15 protein-coding genes are annotated in these 19,547 nt (G+C 46.0%); 8 read left to right on the plus strand and 7 right to left on the minus strand.

Going from position 1 to position 19,547, the window contains the following annotated elements:
• Positions 1-55 precede the first annotated feature (55 nt).
• On the minus strand, positions 56-2,035 hold the full coding sequence (locus ACED46_RS16855) for a methyl-accepting chemotaxis protein (protein ID WP_371721961.1): 1,980 nt from the start codon (positions 2,033-2,035) through the stop codon (positions 56-58).
• Positions 2,036-2,530: 495 nt separating this feature from the next.
• Here ACED46_RS16855 and ACED46_RS16860 point away from each other — a divergent pair, with 495 nt between their 5' ends.
• Both ACED46_RS16860 and ACED46_RS16865 read left to right on the plus strand, forming a co-directional pair.
• Positions 2,531-2,704 (plus strand): hypothetical protein, encoded by a 174-nt coding sequence (locus ACED46_RS16860; protein WP_017061661.1) that lies wholly within the window; start codon positions 2,531-2,533, stop codon positions 2,702-2,704.
• 139 nt (positions 2,705-2,843) lie between these two features.
• Entirely contained in the window at positions 2,844-3,428 is a 585-nt protein-coding gene (locus ACED46_RS16865) for a TetR/AcrR family transcriptional regulator (protein WP_371721962.1), read from the plus strand.
• Positions 3,429-3,537: 109 nt separating this feature from the next.
• Here ACED46_RS16865 and ACED46_RS16870 read toward each other — a convergent pair whose 3' ends face one another.
• Positions 3,538-5,403, minus strand: coding sequence for a fructose-specific PTS transporter subunit EIIC (locus tag ACED46_RS16870; protein ID WP_371721963.1), 1,866 nt, complete (start codon positions 5,401-5,403; stop codon positions 3,538-3,540).
• A 338-nt stretch (positions 5,404-5,741) separates the two neighbouring features.
• Here ACED46_RS16870 and ACED46_RS16875 point away from each other — a divergent pair, with 338 nt between their 5' ends.
• Positions 5,742-6,044 (plus strand): PTS fructose transporter subunit IIB, encoded by a 303-nt coding sequence (locus ACED46_RS16875; RefSeq protein WP_371721964.1) that lies wholly within the window; start codon positions 5,742-5,744, stop codon positions 6,042-6,044.
• Between the two features lie 7 nt (positions 6,045-6,051).
• On the plus strand, positions 6,052-6,825 hold the full coding sequence (locus tag ACED46_RS16880) for a PTS sugar transporter subunit IIA (RefSeq protein ID WP_017064943.1): 774 nt from the start codon (positions 6,052-6,054) through the stop codon (positions 6,823-6,825).
• A gap of 155 nt (positions 6,826-6,980) precedes the next feature.
• Here ACED46_RS16880 and ACED46_RS16885 read toward each other — a convergent pair whose 3' ends face one another.
• The gene (locus tag ACED46_RS16885; protein WP_371721965.1) at positions 6,981-8,759 is read right to left on the minus strand and encodes a transporter; all 1,779 of its coding nucleotides are present in this window, start codon (positions 8,757-8,759) and stop codon (positions 6,981-6,983) included.
• A 564-nt stretch (positions 8,760-9,323) separates the two neighbouring features.
• Positions 9,324-10,163, minus strand: a complete 840-nt coding sequence (locus ACED46_RS16890) for a helix-turn-helix transcriptional regulator (protein ID WP_371721966.1) — start codon at positions 10,161-10,163, stop codon at positions 9,324-9,326.
• 378 nt (positions 10,164-10,541) lie between these two features.
• Here ACED46_RS16890 and ACED46_RS16895 point away from each other — a divergent pair, with 378 nt between their 5' ends.
• The 4 genes from ACED46_RS16895 to ACED46_RS16910 all read left to right on the plus strand — a co-directional run bounded on the left by ACED46_RS16895 (position 10,542) and on the right by ACED46_RS16910 (position 15,884).
• Positions 10,542-12,446, plus strand: a complete 1,905-nt coding sequence (locus ACED46_RS16895) for a fructose-specific PTS transporter subunit EIIC (protein ID WP_371721967.1) — start codon at positions 10,542-10,544, stop codon at positions 12,444-12,446.
• Positions 12,447-12,540: 94 nt separating this feature from the next.
• A complete protein-coding gene (gene manA / locus ACED46_RS16900) occupies positions 12,541-13,758 on the plus strand; it encodes a mannose-6-phosphate isomerase, class I (protein WP_371721968.1) in 1,218 nt (405 codons plus the stop codon).
• 247 nt (positions 13,759-14,005) lie between these two features.
• Positions 14,006-14,446, plus strand: coding sequence for a PTS sugar transporter subunit IIA (locus tag ACED46_RS16905; RefSeq protein WP_371721969.1), 441 nt, complete (start codon positions 14,006-14,008; stop codon positions 14,444-14,446).
• 13 nt (positions 14,447-14,459) lie between these two features.
• On the plus strand, positions 14,460-15,884 hold the full coding sequence (locus ACED46_RS16910) for a fructose-specific PTS transporter subunit EIIC (protein WP_371721970.1): 1,425 nt from the start codon (positions 14,460-14,462) through the stop codon (positions 15,882-15,884).
• 159 nt (positions 15,885-16,043) lie between these two features.
• Here ACED46_RS16910 and ACED46_RS16915 read toward each other — a convergent pair whose 3' ends face one another.
• From ACED46_RS16915 to ACED46_RS16925, 3 genes are all read right to left on the minus strand, one after another.
• Entirely contained in the window at positions 16,044-17,180 is a 1,137-nt protein-coding gene (locus tag ACED46_RS16915; protein ID WP_136982601.1) for an ABC transporter ATP-binding protein, read from the minus strand.
• A 68-nt stretch (positions 17,181-17,248) separates the two neighbouring features.
• Complete coding sequence (locus ACED46_RS16920; protein WP_371721972.1) at positions 17,249-17,971, minus strand: HAD family hydrolase; 723 nt, start codon at positions 17,969-17,971, stop codon at positions 17,249-17,251.
• The gene (locus tag ACED46_RS16925; protein ID WP_371721971.1) at positions 17,961-19,430 is read right to left on the minus strand and encodes a CehA/McbA family metallohydrolase; all 1,470 of its coding nucleotides are present in this window, start codon (positions 19,428-19,430) and stop codon (positions 17,961-17,963) included. Before ACED46_RS16925 ends, ACED46_RS16920 begins: the two co-directional genes overlap by 11 nt.
• Positions 19,431-19,547: the final 117 nt, after the last annotated feature.

Raw genomic sequence — 19,547 nt, forward strand, 5'->3', positions numbered from 1 at the left:
GCTATTAAAAGTAGATACTAACGGGCATTTTACTTCTTATTGGAGTGCTTGCTAGTTAGCTCTTAAACGTACTCGCAATATCTTTCAATGAAGCTGCTAACTGAGCTTGTTCTTTGGCTGTTGCAGCTATTTGCGTTGCACCTGTCGTAGATTCTGTCGACTTCTGCTCTACTGCCATGACGTTTTGAGCAATATCTTGAGTCACTACCGCTTGCTCTTCGGTAGCGGTTGCGATCTGCTCAGTCATGCTAAAGATCTCGCTCACCGATGCTGAGATACCTTGTAAGGTGTGTTCCACCTCTTTTGAATCCTCAACCGCTTTAGACGACATCTTCTGACTGTTATCAATCACATTAAACGCGGTTTGCACATCAGACTGTAACGAGCTGATGAAACCTTCAATTTCAGCTGTCGACTGCTGAGTACGCTGTGCTAACGTGCGAACTTCATCAGCCACTACCGCAAATCCACGACCTTGCTCACCCGCTCTTGCCGCTTCAATTGCCGCGTTCAATGCTAACAAGTTAGTCTGTTCAGCGACGGACTTAATCACATCAATCACACTGTTGATGTTATTACTGCTCTCGTGTAAGTGCGTGATCTTTTCCGCTAGATCATTAATTTCAGATGCCAGTTTTTCGATAGAGTGGTAAGAGTTTTGAACCGTACTCAAACCTTCTTGAGACTGCTCATCGACCAGTTTAGCGGAACTTGCTGTCTGCTGAGTTTTAGCCGCCACCTCATTTACCGTTGCTGATAACTCTTCTGTCGCCGTCGCAACCAAGCCAATTTGGTCTTGTTGTTGCACTAGCGTGTTCGAATTGTAGTGACAGGTTTGTGAGGTTTCTTCAGCGGCTGAAGCTAAGGTCAGACTCGACTGAGACAGGTTGTCGATAACGTTTGAAAACTTCTCTAGCGTTTCGTTGAGTGCCGAAGAGATCTGTCCAAGCTCGCTGTTGCCAACGAACTTAGCGCGAACTGTTAAGTCGTTGTCATTACGAACCTTAGACAACATCACTGTAAGATCTTTTACTCTCATCGTCAGGTCGCTGATCGCCTTATAGCTCACGAAGGTCGCGAACAAGGTTATCAAAGCAAACAGACCAATACTCATCATCATCGCAGACTGCGCCTCTGACATTTTTTTCTCTGTCAGTGCGATAAGCGACTCTGCTAGGCGGTTTTCTGTTTTCTTTAGCTGAACAATACGAGCGGTAGATTGCGAGAACCAGTACACAGGATCAACATCAAAACCGCTCATCTTAGATTCAGCCAAACCACGAAGCTTTTCAACTTCTGCGACAGATCGATCATTCAATTGTTGCTCAAAAAAACTCACATTGCTTGGGGTGCTCAGCACTTTAAAGTTAGAGAAATAGGTATTTTGCTCAGTCATTAAAGAGATAAACCTCACAAGCATACCCGGGCCAAACTCATTTTTAGAGAAGGTATTATTGAGTACAGCACGTTCAATACCAGCACGCTCTTTGCCTTGCAAGAAGTTGTAGTAAGCGATGGTTTCTGTAGTAATGGTGGCATCCGAACTCAACTCTGCAATCAATGCAGATACGCTCAATAACTTTGCGTTAAGTTGAGTGTAGTAACCTAGAGCCTCAGAAAGTGGGATAGATTGAGAGTCGACTCGATTACGAATAGAAGTGATCTGATTGAGGCTTCGGCTGATTTCTGTATTCAACTTTGTGATTTGCGGTAAATCGATATCAGCCGACTGCCAATATTCGCTTCTCTGGTCACGTCGAGTATCCGCACTTGCTCTTTGTGAACGTAGTTCACTGACAAACTGAGTACCCTGTGAGCCGATAAAACCGGCAGTCATTCCACGCTCTTTCTGTAACTCGTGCACTAATTCACTGTATACAACCGACAAACGGGTAAGTTGGTTTAATGAAGACAATTCACTGGTGGTTTCTACGCCTTTTGAAATCGCAGAAACGCTAAGCCATAGAAATCCCAAGATCGGTAAAATAAGCAAAGCGATGATTTTTTGCTTAAAAGACATATCGGTTAATTTCATTATCATTTCCCTAGCAGCTAACAAATCTTTTCAGTCATCTAACTCGCACACCCTTAATAAGATGCGCCTCAATTGTGACTGTATAATTATTCAACTTGATCAATGTGCATCAATTACCGTGCTACACAGATCGCGATGCGATGAAGGTAACATTTAACCTTACAAAATTCATTGATTTACCGATAAAACTGTTAGCTAAGCGACCTAACGATACCCAAAACACATGCGACAACATTTTATTGACGTAAGCGACTGAAATCTGACACACTTTAACTACCCAAAAGGGGTAGGCCTGCACCAATTATGTGCTCAGAGAAAACAATCTATTCAGAACTAACTATAGATTCAACGCTCACCAGCGATTGATTCACAACTAATCAACTCCCTATTCTGCGCTGATTAACTGTCTATTCCTCGTTAACTAAATATGTATAATGCCGAATTATTAAAGTAGAGATTCGCAATAAATATGCGACAATAACTGAGAGATATTTTATGGACTGTCCCGCTTGCGAAGAACATATCGGTTGGGAATGGGTAGAAGAAGCGGCTATTGAACCCAATGAGGAATTCGATTGTCCAGAGTGCGAAGCAACATTGATGTACACCATCGATGAAGGCACCTACTACGGCGCTCAGCACAAGACCGTAGAAGTTATTGATGATTAAGATTATTTCCTGATGATCTGGATGTTTTATTAACTCTTTGATGTTCTAAGCCTGCGCAAAGCAGCTAAACACACCTTTACTAGAACGAGCGTTCAGCATAAAATATTGAACATATGTTCAGTTTAATGAAGTAGATGTTATGGCTAAAACGGCAAAGTTCGATAGACAAGATGTAGTAGACAAAGCAACTAACCTGTATTGGGAAAAAGGCTTTCACGCAACATCTATGCGTAACCTACAGGACGTGATTGATATGCGCCCGGGAAGCATCTACGCGACTTTTGGCAGCAAAGAAGGACTGTTTAAGGAAACTCTTGCTCGCTATACCGAACTTGGCATCCTCAATCTGAACCGCTTCCGCAGCGAAACGGATTCTCCAATCAAAGCGCTCGAAAATTTCGTGAAACGTGCGGTTGTCGAATCAAAACAAAGTTCGCCAAATGGCATGTGTATGCTGGCAAAAACGGTTGCTGAACTCACTGATGAACATTCAGAATTATTGGAAGAAGCAAAGAAATCACTAAAGATCGTGGAAGGTGAATTTGCTAAAGTGATTGCGGAAGCACAAGAGCTAGGTGAGATAAGCAAAGAGCGAGAACCGGCTCAACTTGCTCGACATGTTCAGGTTCAAATCGCCGGCTTGCGTACCTACGCAAAAACCTGTGACGATATCGATTTACTCAATTCAATGGTTGAAGACGTATTTAAATACCACCCTTTTTAGCGTCTGACCTGTTAGATTGAGCACAATACAAAAAGACTCCACTTTCACCTTAACAGGTCTAGAGCGGAGTCTTTTTAGTTTGGAGCCGATAAACTGTGCGGTCTAAGGATTACACCTTTCTCATGATCAACGCCTGCGCATTAAGCATCGCCTCTTTGGTGATGACATCTAACGTTTTGACATTCGCAAAGCGCTCGACTTCCTTAATCGCCACATCGTGAGCGAAGATCACCAACCTTGCCCTTTCAATGTCTTTTTGTGTAATGCGATTACCTATCCCGTTGGCACCTTGTGTTTCGACTTTAATCCGAACCCCAAGATGATGCGCCGCCTTTTCCAAAGACTTAGCCGCTAGGAAAGTGTGGGCAACACCAGATGGACAAGACGTGATCGCAAGTACATCCGCTTGCCCTTCTTCTGTCACCGAACAACCCGCAAACTGGTTAGAGTGAGCCTCACCTTCGACCACATTCTTTTTCAGCAGTATCACAATTAAAGCTGTTGTTAGTGCTCCCGCGAGTGTGCCAATGATGTAGCCAATCTTGCCATCTACCACAGGCAGCACAATCCAACCACCCCATGGCGCATGGTTAACCACATGAAACATAAAGCCAACCACATTACCGACAATACCACCAGCCACGACAGCAGGCAGAACACGAGCAGGGTCGGCGGCTGCAAAGGGAATCGCACCTTCACTGATGCCGATCATTCCCATGATTCCCGCTGCTTTTCCGGCTTCGCGTTCGTCTCGTTTAAACTTCTTCGGCGATATGAAAGTCGCCAATGCCATGCCAAGTGGCGGTGTACAAATTGCTATCCCGACGCCGCCCATCAACCATGGCTGAGTATTCACCTGCGTTTGAGCAAACAGTGTAGCGACCTTGTTGATCGGGCCGCCCATATCAAAGGCCGTCATCGCGCCTAAAATACTGCCGAGCACCATTTTTCCTGAGCCTGCCATGCCAGTCAGCATTTGGTTCATCTCAAGCATCACCTGCGCAATGGGGGCACCAATCACCCACATCACAGCCCCACAGGTAACAAACGTGCCGACAAGCGGATAGATGAAGATAGAGCTCAGCGAGATCATGCTGTCTGGCAGCTTGATCTTCTTAAGTAGATTAACCACAAAGCCCGCAAAAAAGCCGACCACTATCGCACCGAGGAATCCGGTGTTGTATTGATTGACCGCGACCCAAGAGCCGATCATTCCGGGCGCTAAACCCGGTTTGTCAGCCATCGAATACGCGATGTAACCACCGAGTACCGCAGTAAACAGGGTTAGCCCCGCGATGCCCATTTGCGCGATGTCAGCCAGAACGCCGCTCTCAGGCACAGCGCCATGACCCGACATCATTACCGACAAAGACAAAAGCACACCACCCGCGACCACGAATGGAATCATGTGTGAGGTGCCGTATAACAAGTGTTCTTTAAGGCGATTAAGAGATTGTGCCCAAGGGCTGAGTGGCTCGACATACACTTCATGATGGCTAGAGGCGTAACTATCGAACGATTCTAAATTGGCTTCGAGAAATAGCTCTTGAGCTTCCTCGACCGACTCCACCGCCTTTAATTTTGTAACAAAGCCATCTTCGATAAGTCTGGTCGAAATCTGAGCTAGTACCTCGATATGGTGGTCGTCGTGGTTATCGGGAGAAGCGAGCATAAAGAACACATCCGACAGCTCGCCGCCGTCTGCGCCATAATCGATGCCAGAACGGCTGATACCTACCGCCACAGCAGGTTTAGCTACGGCAGTACTTTTCGCGTGTGGAATCGCAATGCCATCGTCAAAGCCTGTATTACCGATGGCTTCACGTTTCCAGATATCATCAAGGAATTCACGTTTATTGGAGAGCTTACCGGCACGGTCGAGCAGTTCAACAAGCTCTTCAAATACCGCCTGTTTTGAGTCTGCTTGTAGTTCCAAGCAGATAATCTCGGGCTCGATAATATTGGTGATATCCATATGTTGCTCTGCCTCGCCTGCATTCAGACTGAAGTAATTAGTGTCTGTTAACCTAGGAATAAGGTTAATAAGATGAAAAGATTAACGGTGTGAAGGCACTCAATATATAGGACGAAAGGTGCATTAACTGGATTATTGTAACCAAGAGCTCAGAGTGTGACTTTCACCTTGGAATAAAAAACGGCAATCCATAAAATCCCCAGAACCCATAAACATATCGTCCCTCCTCTATGCGAGCTTTCTATACTGAAGTTCCCATACAAGATAGCTTTTGCAAGGTAGCTTGTGAAAGGTAGCTTATGTAACGTAACAGGGACGAGATTAAGCCGAGAATAATAATGAGAATTGTAGCGGTAACTGCGTGCCCTACAGGCATTGCGCACACCTATATGGCAGCTGATGCTCTAAATAAAACAGCCCCTAAGTTCAACGTTTCAATCAAGGTTGAGACGCAAGGCGCTATGGGTATTGAAAACTTACTGACCGCCCAAGATATTACCCTCGCAGACAAAGTGTTGATCGTCTCTGATATCGACATCGAACAACCAAACCGATTTGACCCAGCTAAAACCGTATTCATTCCCATGGAAGAGGTATTGTTGAGTATCGATAAAGTCTTTATTAAGCATTGTCGAACTTAAACTTTTCATGAACGAATACCAGATCACCTTCTTCGTTAACGATCCTGCCGCGAACTCACATGTCGCGCAGCCGCTGACTCGCTTAGCGAAGAAATTCAAAAGCAACATCCGCATTATCAACATCACTCAAAATCGAACCGCTGATCTCTCCAAATCCGTCGCGATGCTGCAAGTAGGTTTACTTCGTGGTGATTTGTGCCAGATAACCGCGGTCGGTATTGATGCGGAGCTTGCCTGTTTCGTTCTCAAAGACATAATTGCAGAGCATTACGACATGGTTGGCTCACAGGTGAGCCATGAGTTCTCTAGCGATCTAATTCAGCGAATGCCACAAATATGCCCACCTTGTGATATCAAATGGCACCACGCTAAGGCGCAAACCCAACTGACCAAATTTGAGTGCTTGAAAGGGCTCGCTCACCTTGTTTACCCAGAAGACCCAGATGAATTGATTCTGGCATTTATTAAGCGAGAAGAACGCTCTTCAACCTGCGTGTCACCGGGTATTGCACTGCCGCATGTAATGTTTGAATCGACTCAAGATCTCTCGATTGCGGTTATCGTCAGTGACGACCCAATTGACTGGGCATCACGTATCGGCGAAGTGCATGTGGCCATTGCTCTTGTTCTGCCAACCAAGCCACAGCGTGAGCACATTGTCGCGGCGACCAACCTAACTCGAAACCTGCTTCACGATCAGGTCAATGAACGTCTGCAAAAGACTCGAAGCAGTGTCGACCTACAAGCCTTGTTGATGTACATCTCGTCACGCCTTATCTAATTCATCTCTTCTGGTCAAACTCAAAGCATCCATTAATCCCCTGTTGTGACACCTATCCAATCGTTATAAGCTCATTTTCTCATACAATAAAAAACGGCTGAGCATTAGAGCTCAGCCGTTTTATGTTTAATTACTTGTTTAACTGGTTAGCTAACTTAAGCTGTTTTTTTCGCTTGTTTCGCATCCTCAACCGAGTCGTCTACAGCTTTCACCAACAGCAAACCAACTACGAATACGATACCGCCACACAGTACGAACATCATTCTTCCCCAGAATGGGTTCGGTAGAGCAAACATCGCCATCACTGCCACACCAGACACTGCGATCAGTGAGCCCAGCATGTGACGTTGTTTGTTGTCCAGTTTCTTCTGTGCTGTTGATTCAGAAACCAATGGTGTCGCAAGGTTGTTGAAGAAGGTATCAACATCTTTCTGACGAGACGCTTCTAGTGGTTTGTAGAACAATGTCGAAAGAACAAAGAAGCCGCCAGTAAACACTAGGTGCGCAATCAGACCTACTGCAACTTTCAAGTCAGACCATTCGCGGCCTGTTAGAGGCTCTAGGTTGAACAAGTTTTGTAGCATTTCAGCGGTAATCACGAAACCAACGATGTAAGACACAATCGCACCGACCACTAGCGTACCCCAACCTGCCCAGTCCGGAGTCTTCTTAAGGAAGAAGCCACAGAATGCTGGAATGGTCATTGGGAAGCCAATAAGTGCACCCACGTACATCATGGTGTCGAACAAGCTCAAGCCTTTTAGCGAATTGATAAACAGCGCGATAAGGATGATAGCTAGACCGAAGAAGGTAGACATCAACTTAGACACAATCATCAGCTCTTTCTCTGTCGCGTTTGGACGAAGAATCGGTTGATAGAAGTTGATTACAAAGATTCCAGAGTTACGGTTTAAGCCTGAGTCCATAGAAGACATAGTTGCCGCAAACATCGCTGCGATTAGAAGCCCCACCATACCCGCTGGCATGTATTGCTCTACGAAGTAAAGGTAAGCGAAGTCGCCTGCTTTAGAGCCTGCGTCTGGGTAATGTGCTGCAAGGTCAACGCCTTGTCCTGCAACGAACCAAGGTGGCATGAACCAAATGATTGGACCGATGGTCATCAGAATACATGCCAACAGTGCCGCTTTCTTCGCGTTCTTTGAGTCTTTTGCCGCTAGGTAACGGTAAGAGTTCAACATGTTGTTGGTGATACTGAACTGTTTGAAGAAGATGAAGAATGCCAAAATTCCGAAGATGCTTACGTAGTTCAGATTGTTACCAGAAACGAATGATGCGCCTTCTGCTACAGGGAAATCGTTGATGATTTCAGTAACGCCACCACCTTGTACGATAGCCACTGCAGCACACGTTACGGTTACTGCCATGATGATAACCATCTGCATGAAGTCAGACGCGATAACCGCCCATGAACCGCCCGTTACCGACATCACTAGTACAACAAGGCCGGTTAGAACGATGGTGGTTGTCATGTCGAAGCCAAAGATGCCCGATGCGATGATCGCCAAACCGTTCAGCCAGATACCTGCAGAAACAATACTGTTCGGCATGCCAGACCAAGTAAATACTTGTTCGTTGAAGCTACCAAAACGCATACGAATCGCGTCAATTGGCGTTACCACACGCAGTTGACGGAATTTCGGAGCGAAGTACAGGTAGTTCATCAGGTAACCAAATGCGTTCGCTAAGAAGATAACCGCGACAGCCATACCATCGGCATACGCTTTACCCGCTGCGCCAGTGAAGGTCCAAGCACTGAACTGTGTCATAAACGCAGTCGCGCCAACCATCCACCAAAGCATGTTACCGCCCCCGCGGAAATAATCACTGGTTGTACTGGTGAACGTTCTAAACATCCAACCTATTGCTATAAGGAAAAGGAAATAAATTCCTACGATCAGAGTATTGAGTTCCATGTATAAGTCTTCTTTATGATGAATATCTGAAGATCATATTATCTATAGAATTTTTAATTTGTAGTATTATAAGTCAAGGTTGTGATGGGGCGTATAAACCTGAATATTTGATTTCGAGACATGAATTACACGTTAGTAAACAAAGAATAAGCCGAAGCGAAGTAAGCATTTAAAATCAATAACTTAAAAACATTTAAATCAGTAAGCCGGACAACAACAACAAGATTTTATCGTCTCGATAAGTGGTTTTTAATTTACTTATCATCCATTAAATGCATCGCGTTAATACATCAACTCTCACACGTTTAATTCAATAAATAGGCAACGAAAAACAATAAGCAACTCGCAAAGCGAAGCCTTAATGTTATTAATTGGGTTTATTTAGTGAAACGGGATAAATAGAGAACGTGCCTAAAGATAGGTTTGGAAATAAGGTATAGAAATAAACAGCAGAGGAAAACACAAAGCAAATTGATCACCACAACACAGAGCTCACTGTGGTGATCTAGTCATACAAATTTCGGTCGTATAAGCTCTGGTCAAAAATGGCAATTTGAAGGGATATTAGATTGAACCACGATATTCAGTCGGGGTTCTTCCGGTGCGGTTTTTGAATACTCGGCAGAAGTAATTCACATCCTTAAAGCCACAACGTACCGACACTTCATTGAGCTTGAAATTGTATTTCTTGAGCATGAACTTGGCGCGGTCGATTCGCACACGTGTAATGTATTCAGCCAGCGTCATGTGGCCTTGTTGACGAAACATTCGCGACAAATGGTTGGATGAAATACTAAAGCGCAAAGCGATGCTGTCTCGCGTGATCTGGCGGTGGAAATTCTCTTGGATATAGATACAGATCCCTTGATACACATCCTGTACGCGGCTGTGAGACTTCTCGACAGGCGCATCCAGCATCGTCTTGCTGTATTGAAGCAACGCTTGCAGCAATAATTCATCCATCGGCTGCTTGTTGCTCTCGCGCGCTAACGAGCTGAGCGCCTCCAAAATATTATCAATCGCAAAGCCAGAGCGAGTCTGAATACTATGCTTTTGGATATCGTAGAAGCTCTCTTCCCCTTTGCGCTTGCTCACCAAGCTTAAACCAAGCTGACGACGCCCAAACAACATACTCAGTACCGAACAATCAGTATCCCAGTTCGGCTTGTTCCAACAGTTAGGCGGGATGAAAATCGCATCCCCTGCTTTCGCAACAACATTGGTGATCTTGCGATCATGACTCTCCATTTCATTAATATACTCTCCGTTTAGCACCAGCTCTAAGCGCGGAAAGTTCACCTGATAACTGCACGCTGAAGGTGTATGAAAATCTCCAGCAAACCAGATGTTATGAAACGGTTCTCGCTCATTTAACACCGACGAGATTAAGTCATGAAATATCATTATTCGAACTCTTATAAGCAGCAATAAGGCTACCGGAATAGATATACCTGTAACTGAAACATAGCGCTATTGAGCAAAATCACAATTTGAGATCTAGGTTACAAAAATCCAGTCTTAGAAATAAATCTCCAGTGGAGAAATCGATTAGGCACGTAATTTCCCAGATAACAAAACACGCTGTAGCCCTTATAAATAAAAGCTTTAAAGCACGACAAATCTTGTCAACACAGGGCTAAAAACGCCCGTTCGACCGATCAAAATCACACTCCACTTATAACGCAACAATCATCCAGTAAATGCATTTTTTCTTCACTACAGAAGGCAAGCCGTAGATTCCAGAATACCCCTAACAAAATAAAAACAGAGTAGGGGTTCATTATGATCACGACATTGATCAATCAAAATTTGATTAAGCTTTCGCTTAGCGCTAATTCAAAAGAAGACGTATTTAAAGAGCTGATAGACGTGCTTTACGCACAAGGCAGAATCTCAGACAAAGTACAGTTTCTTGCCGACATTAAGGCTCGTGAAGAACAAGGTAATACTGGGTTTGAAGAGGGCATCGCACTGCCACACGCAAAAAGCGCTGCGGTGATCAAACCCGCGGTTGTTATCGGTGTCCATCAACAGGGTATCGAGTACGGCGCCGATGACGGCCAGCCATCAAAACTGTTCTTCATGATTGCCTCTCCTGATGGCGGCGATAATCACCACATCGAAGTACTGGCAGAGCTTTCTTCAAAATTGATTGAAGAAGGTTTCATTGAAAACTTCATGAATGCTCAATCTGAACAAGCGGCATTAGAGCTACTGCTTAGCAAACCTGAGCCTTCAGAAACGGAAAACAACGTTGAAAAACAAGGCTTCATCATTGGTGTGACAGGCTGCCCAGCTGGCGTTGCACACACTTATTTAGCCGCCGAAGCGCTAGAGAAAGGCGCGGCGGCTCTTGGTTACGACATCAAGGTCGAAACCAACGGTTCTATTGGTGTAAAGAACAGCCCGACTCAAGAAGAGATCGAACGCGCAGATGCGATTGTGGTCGCTTGTGACAAACAGGTCGACATGGCTCGCTTTGCCGGAAAACGCGTTATCAGCACCAACGTAAAAGCACCAATCAAAGATGCGCAAGGCTTGATTAAGCAAGCACTCAACGCGTCAAGCTATCAAGCAGAACAAGCACCTACCAACCAATCTGTTGCAGAGAAAGCCTCACAAGCACGTTCAGACCTTTACCGTTACTTGATGAATGGCGTATCACACATGATCCCATTCGTGGTGACGGGCGGCCTTTTGATTGCGCTTGCACTGGCTATTGGCGGCGAGCCAAGCGAGTCTGGCATGGCGATTCCTGCTGGCAGCATGTGGAACCAAATTCTAGAAGTCGGTGTGGTTGCCTTCACATTGATGATCCCAATCTTGGCTGGCTACATTGCTTACGCGATTGCTGACCGCCCTGCCCTAACCCCTGGCCTTATCGGTGGTTGGATTGCTAACAACTGCTCTTTCTATGGCGCTGACGCGGGTACAGGCTTCATTGGTGCAATCATCGCTGGCCTATTAGTAGGCTACTTCGTTAAATGGATTACCTCGTTTAACTACCACAAATTCGTTCAACCGCTTGTGCCTATCATGATCGCTCCGATCACAGGTTCTCTATTCATCGCGGGTCTATTCATCTTTGTTATCGGTGCACCTATCGCTGGGCTGATGGACGCTCTTACTGCACTGCTAACGAGCATGAGTACAGGCAACGTGGTTTTGCTTGGCATCGTATTGGGTGGCATGGCCGGTTTCGATATGGGCGGTCCATTCAACAAGGTGGCGTTCCTATTCTCGGTCGGCATGATTGCCAGCGGTCAAACTCAGTTCATGGGTGCAATGGCGTGTGCAATTCCTGTGGCTCCACTGGGTATGGCTATCGCAACCAGACTTGGCCGTAAGTTCGACCTGTTCGAATCTTCTGAAATTGAAGCAGGTAAAGCTGCAGGCGCGATGGGCTTAGTGGGTATCTCTGAAGGCGCGATTCCTTTCGCGGCTCAAGATCCGATGTCGGTTATCCCTGCCAACGTGCTTGGTTCAATGACTGCTGCGGTAATGGCGTTCTCGTTTGGTATCACCAACAGTGTTGCTCACGGTGGTCCAGTGGTCGCTCTACTTGGCGCAATGAACTACCCACTGCTAGCACTGTTGTGCATGGCGTCTGGTGCAGGCGTAACTGCGGTTACTTGTATCGCACTTAAAAATCTACGCAAAGCCAAGCTAGCAACAGCAGCGGCTTAAGCCATTTCAACTCCAATGGCTTGAGCCCACTCTAGTCTCGCATTTCATTAAGCCGAGTAGAGCTCAAGCCATGTTTCCCTTCATGGTGATTTCGATGTCTGATTTTTCTTTAGCGAACGATTCGTTCGTCCAACGTTTTTTCTACCCTATGACTAACGTGATTCAGAACTACGCATGGGGTAGCCCTTCTTCGTTCAGCCAACTGTTTGGCATAGATAACCAGTCTGGTGAGCCGCAAGCGGAGATCTGGATGGGCGCTCACCCTAATGGTTGCTCAATGGTGAACGACAACGGGCAGCAGACCACATTATCGAGCTTGATCTCTAAGAACCTAAACCTGTTTTTAAGCGAGAAAGTTGCAAGTCGTTTTGGCGAGCTGCCTTACCTATTCAAGGTGTTAGCTGCGGAGAAGGCACTGTCTGTTCAAGTCCACCCAAACAAGCAGCAAGCGGAATCTGGCTATGCTCTTGAAGAGCAGCAAGGTATTCCGATGAGCGCAGGCAATCGTAACTACAAGGATCCTAATCACAAGCCAGAACTGGTGTATGCCCTAACCGACTACACAGCAATGAATGGCTTTAGGTCGATCAGTGAGATCCTTGAGCATTTTCATTACCTCGACATTCCTGAGTTACATTCGATGGTAAACGATCTCGCGGGCGATCAAACACCCAATGGCTTAGCCTGTTTTTTTGCAAGCTTGTTGTCTCTGGAAGGTGAGCAAAAAGGCATGGCGTTAACCATGCTACTGATGAAGGCCAAGCTTTCTGATGCACCCGTGTTCCAGTTGATTTCAGAATTAGAACAGCAGTATCCAGGGGATGTCGGCCTGTTTGCTCCGCTGCTATTGAACGTGCTCACCTTAAAGCCCGGACAAGCCATGTATCTGGATGCCGAGACACCTCACGCTTACATTAAAGGTACGGGCTTAGAAGTGATGGCGAATTCAGACAATGTACTCCGCGCTGGGTTGACGCCTAAGTACATGGATATCAATGAATTAGTCTCTTGTACTCAATTCAATGAAAAGCCTGCGGATAGATTACTGCTCAGCCCGATTGAGCAAGGTGATGTGATGGAATATCAAATTCCAGTCGAAGATTTTAAGTTCTCTATCGTGCAAAACTCACATCAGAGGAAGATCACTACCGAAGGTGCCGAGATCCTACTGCCACTCGATGAATCCATGGTGCTAACCCATCAATGTGGTGAAACCTGCGTAATAGAGAAAGGCCAATCGGTGTTCATTCCCGCTTACGCTGAGAGTTACAAACTCGATTGCGTTGGACGCGTGGCGCGTGCTTACAGCTAGCTCTCCCGAGTAGATACAAACACTGATCATGCCCTGCTTTGCGGGGCATTTTTCTTCCTACAGAAAGTTATTTCAACACCGAAGTACACCATTAAATATGACTCATCTCACACTGGATGAATGATGCAAATCACACTTAATTTTGCTTGGTACAAATGTACAGTGAAGGGCTTTTATTTGCTATTTCGCGAATGCCGTTAATCCATTAATTTTAATTCAAGAACTTCAATAGTGAATGAGTTAATAAATGGTCACACAGCTAACTAACGTCAACTTAATTAATAACAACCTTCAAGCGAATAATAAAAAAGAACTGTTTGAAGAATTGGCAAGCATGTTATTTGAAAACAACCGAATCAGTAATAAAGAAGCCTTCTTGGCAGACATTGAAATTCGTGAATATCAAAGCATTACCTCAATGGACGGCATCGCTTACCCACACTCAAAAAGCAAGGCGGTAACTGAGCCAGCAATCGCTGTCGGTGTTAAGCGTAAAGGTATTGATTATGGCGATGAAGACGACATCAATCCAACCGTATTTTTTATGATTGCCTCACCCGACAACGGTGCTGACCATCATATTTATGTACTACAAGAACTATTTGGAAAATTCAGTGATGAATTTATTAAAAATATCCATAACGCAAAAGATGAACATCAAATCCTTAATATTTTAATTAATTCATAAGGCGTAGAAAATTATGAGCACCCTAGCAAATCAAGCTACGAATACCAGTAGCAATTCTAATAATAAGAATAGTAGTAGCGACTATAAAAAAACCCTTAGTACCATGAAAGGTCACCTGCTTTTCGGAACCTCACACATGCTGCCTTTTATCGTAGCCGGTGGTGTTCTGCTGGCTTTAGCGGTCATGGCATCAGGCAAAGGTGCGGTTCCAGCAGACGGCTTACTAGCAGACATCTCTAACATCGGTATCAAAGGCCTTGTTCTTTTCCCAATCATTCTTGGCGGCTTTATTGGTTACTCAATTGCAGATAAACCAGCACTAGCGCCAGCGATGATCTCTTCTGGCATCATGGCAGACATGGGCGGCGGCTTCCTTGGCTGTATCGTGGCAGGCTTTATTGCCGGTGGTGTGGTGCTTCAACTTAAGAAGATCCCGCTGTCTACCAACATGACCGCGCTGGGTGCTTACTTCATCTACCCGCTTCTAGGTACGTTAATCTCTGCAGGTATCGTACTGTGGGGCATCGGTGAGCCAATCAAACTGTTCATGTCTTCAATGAACGAGTTCCTAGCTTCAATGGCTGGCGCATCTAAGATGGTTCTGGGCACGCTCCTTGGTGGTATGACGGCGTTTGATATGGGCGGCCCTATCAACAAAGTAGCGACCCTATTTGCTCAAACTCAAGTAGACACACAACCTTGGCTAATGGGCGGCGTTGGCATCGCGATTTGTACTCCACCTCTAGGTATGGCTCTGGCGACTTTCCTATTCAAAAACAAGTTCTCTAAACAAGAGCAAGAAGCAGGTAAAGCGGCAGCAATCATGGGTTCTATCGGTATCTCTGAAGGTGCTATCCCGTTCGCAGCAAATGACCCAATGCGCGTACTTCCTTCAATCGTTGCCGGTGGTATCGTGGGCTGTGTATTCGGCTTCATGACAGACGTTCTACTGCACGCACCGTGGGGCGGCCTAATCACTGCGCCAGTATCAAGCAACATTCCAATGTACGTCGTCGGTATTGCGCTTGGCTCGCTAACCACAGCCGTTATCGTAGGCTTCTGGAAACCGGTAGCGGTAGAAACAGAAGAAGACATGGTTGAAGCGCCAGTACAAGCTCAAGCCGCTCCTGCAGCAGGCGAAGGCGAGTACGACATCGTAGCTGTAACATGTTGCCCTTCTGGTGTTGCACACACCTTCATGGCGGCGAAAGCACTAGAAAAAGCAGGTGCGGCAGCGGGTCTGAAAATCAAAGTAGAAACTCAAGGTCAAAACGGTATTCAGAACCGCATCACCGACCTAGATGTGGCGAACGCGAAGCTGGTTATCTTGGCTCACGATATTCAAGTGAAAGACGCTCACCGCTTTGCTAACGCGAACGTGATTGAGTGTTCAACCAAGGAAGCAATGAAGAAAGCCGCGACTATGGTGGCTATCTAAAACCTAAGATTATTTAAAACCAAAGGTTATCTAAATAATCAATAAATTAGTGAATGTTCACTATTGATAAAGTAACTACCCCTAGTAACTAAAATCCCCATTCGTCTAGTCAACGAATGGGGATTTCTTTTTACAAAACAACTCGTAGGATCAACAGAATCAGCTCTTAGGATCGAGCGTCTCTTCGGTTTCTAAATCGAACAGGTGACATTGGCTGGTGTTGAAATGCAGCACCGTTTCTTCACCACTGTTTGCCGTGCGATCCGCATCAAAAGGCACGCGAGCCACCAGCTTATCTGCACCGAGTTTAAAGTAGAGATACAGCTCATTACCCATCGACTCAACCACATCAAGCCTGTGCGTTTGAGTATTCACTTCCGCCAGCGGCGCATCGTGATTAGCCAGTTGAATGTGCTCTGGACGAACACCAAACCATACCCACTCACCCATCTTTTCACGAGCGATAATCTGCTTGTCTTGTGGCAGTGTCCAACGAGTCCCACTTTCAGAGACCACGTTCATCACGCCATCAATCTCATCCAATCTCACCTTGAGAAGATTCATCGCTGGCGAACCAATAAAGCCTGCGACAAACTTGTTTGCTGGGTACTGATAAAGGTTCATTGGCGTATCGACTTGCATAATCTCACCTTGATTCAACACACAGATGCGATCGCCAAGGGTCATGGCTTCCACCTGATCGTGTGTCACATAGATCATGGTGGCGTTCTGCCCTTCTTGCTTCAGGTTATTGTGCAGCTGTGCAATGCTGACACGAGTCGAAACACGCAGCTTTGCATCCAAGTTAGACAAGGGCTCGTCAAACAAAAACACATCTGGCTTACGCACCATCGCACGGCCAAGCGCCACACGCTGCCTTTGACCACCCGACATTTCACCCGGCTTATTATTTAGCAGATGTTCAATATCCAGAGTCTTGGCTGCATCTTCAATTCGCTCATTGATTTCATGCTTTGGCAGCTTCTGTTGCTTCAGGCCAAAAGCCATGTTGTCGTACACCGACATGTGCGGATAAAGCGCGTAGTTCTGAAACACCATCGAGATACCACGATCTTTAGGTGGCAATTCGTTTACACGCTTATCGCCAATGTAGACATCACCTTCTGAGATATCTTCAAGGCCTGCGATCATGCGAAGTGTCGTGGATTTTGCGCAGCCAGACGGCCCAACAAACACCATGAACTCACCTTCGCGAATATTCAGATCGACACCGTGCACAGCCTTAAAACCATTTGGGTAGGTTTTTTCTACCCCTCTCAGTGTGACTTCAGCCATAACCTGTCCTTAAATCAATTCGTTAAATACTATCTTTGCAATCTGTCGCGGACGTTTTAGCCACGTTCTTACAGTTGGTTGAGCTCAAAATGGGCGACTGATGCGATAACCAGATCCGCCACTGGCTCTAACTCGCTGTGTTGTGCAGTCCCCGTCAGAACACCGACATTGCTTGCGCCTGCATTGCGGCCAAATTCCATATCTGAAACCGTGTCACCAAACATGATCACTTCATGTGGCTCAATACCGCATTGCTCACAGAAGGCATTGAGTAGTGCGGGCGCTGGTTTAGGTTCGATATCGCCATCAGAATAACCAACATAATCGAACATCTCGCTCAAACCCGATTGCTCCAGTGTGTAGATGGTCGAGTCTTTGGTGTCTGCGGTCGCGATACCTAAAATCATGCCTTGCTGCTTAAACAGGTCAAGCTTTTCAGCCACACCCGGCAGGGCTTCAATCCAGCTTGGGTTCTCTTCCACTTCATCATTGAAAGCGGCTTTGGTCACCTTAGTGAATTCAGTGAGCGAGACATTCGGTTGCAGCATGTTGAACCACGCTGTTGCGGTATCTTCCACTGGATTTGAGGCTAATAGTCCATAGTTATCAACCACATCACCTTCAACACCGATGGCCAAGAGTAACTCAACAGGTGTGACAGTTTGATTACCTTGGTGTTGGTCACTGTAAGATTTCACACGCTCACAAGCACCACGAGAAACGTTAAGCCACATCTTGTGGAACTCTAACAATGTGCCGTCTTTATCAAATAACATCGCCTTAAACTTCATCACGGCTCATTCGCTCCATTAGTTCTCCCCAAGTACGCACTAGGGGTTGGTTAAATTCTGGTTGTTTGCCGTCAAATACGGCGTTGATGCAGCCTTCAAACTCACGTTCGTCAGATACGGGTTGAGGGCTGTTGATTAATGCAGAAGAAAGTTCTCCACGACGGATATCCACTCGACACCAACGGTAGCCTTCATCAATATGGATACTTTGTAGCTCATCACTCAAAACGATTCGGTCAATAATCTCGCCATCGACCACGCACTCAGCGTAGTAAGGGTTTTCTGAATCAGTAACTGCAATACGGTAACTAAGTGCCTGTCCTTGAGAGTCATTACCCGGTAGCAAGTCGCCTAAGTTGATGTCAAACTTCAGGCCACAGCGGCGCTCTAGGTAAACTTGCCCATTACGCAAACCAGACAAGATGCCTTCGCCGCTCAAACCATGGCTGTAAACGAAAGTTGATGGGTCACCGTAGATAGAAGGTTCATCCGATTTTGGATTGCGTTCATGGGGTTCAAGGTGTGAATCACTGCCGCCAATCGCCGTAATGCGTTGGCCACAATTCCACATGTCATTGAGAACCAATAACGCCTCTTCGGTCGCTTTTGGCGAGGTCGACCACGTTGGGTCGCAGCACACTTCAAACGTAGACACTTGGCTGAGATCCACTTGATCGTAATGCCAATGCCACGGCTTCATCATCGGGTGATTAATGCCAAGGGAACTGTGTCCACTTTTAGCTAAACTCAATCCCGCTTCCATGGTCGCTTGGCTGCTGTGTTCAACGTCTCTCAGGTCTAAAGACTTAACTGGGCCATGTACATTAAAGTGTCCGAGATCGGTTGTGACTTCTAACGCTGGTAAGAACAAACACTGTGTTGAAACGGGCAGCTTAGGCTGGCAAATGTTGTGCTCAGTGAAGAAGAAAAAATCGAGCCCTTGAGATTCAACAATATCTTTAGCCGCAGCCAAGGTATTGTGACCATCAGAAAGCTGAGTGTGAGCGTGTAAGTCGCCACGATACCAGCGAGAATCAGAACTCAGCATGTGGCTGTAATCGAACTCGATATCGTGTTCACTTGTCACCGTTGGGTTCAGTTCTAGCTCAATATCGTTATTCACTAACTCATCAGAGCAAAGCACATCCACTTGATACTGCATCGCGCGCTCAGTGCGAAACTCACCTTCAAGGTTATAAAGTTCTAAGAACCACTCGCCCGGCGGGGTCACACCATCAATCGCGCCTAAGCCAGAGTTTTCCGGTTGGATAGTGAGTGACTTGTGCGCCTTTTCAAACAACACCTTGCCACGAAATGCTTGGTTGGCATCGTATGCCGCAGCGTATAAGAATCCTTTTTTCACCGTCGTACCAGTAATGGTTACGCAGTGAGAACCTGCTGGTACATCAAAGGGGATACGTACTCTGCCAAACGGCAGTTCACCTTGAAATTGGGTCATTGTCTTCACCAAATTCGTCCTAATTGAAGGACTGGGTCAAAAAGAGGCCCACCCGAGTAGATGTAATGCCGATCGTTTAAGAAGACTTGAACGATCCTGCAGTTAGCAGATAATCCC

It is taken from the genome of Vibrio sp. 1S139, from assembly GCF_041439475.1.
GTDB lineage: Bacteria > Pseudomonadota > Gammaproteobacteria > Enterobacterales > Vibrionaceae > Vibrio > Vibrio crassostreae_C.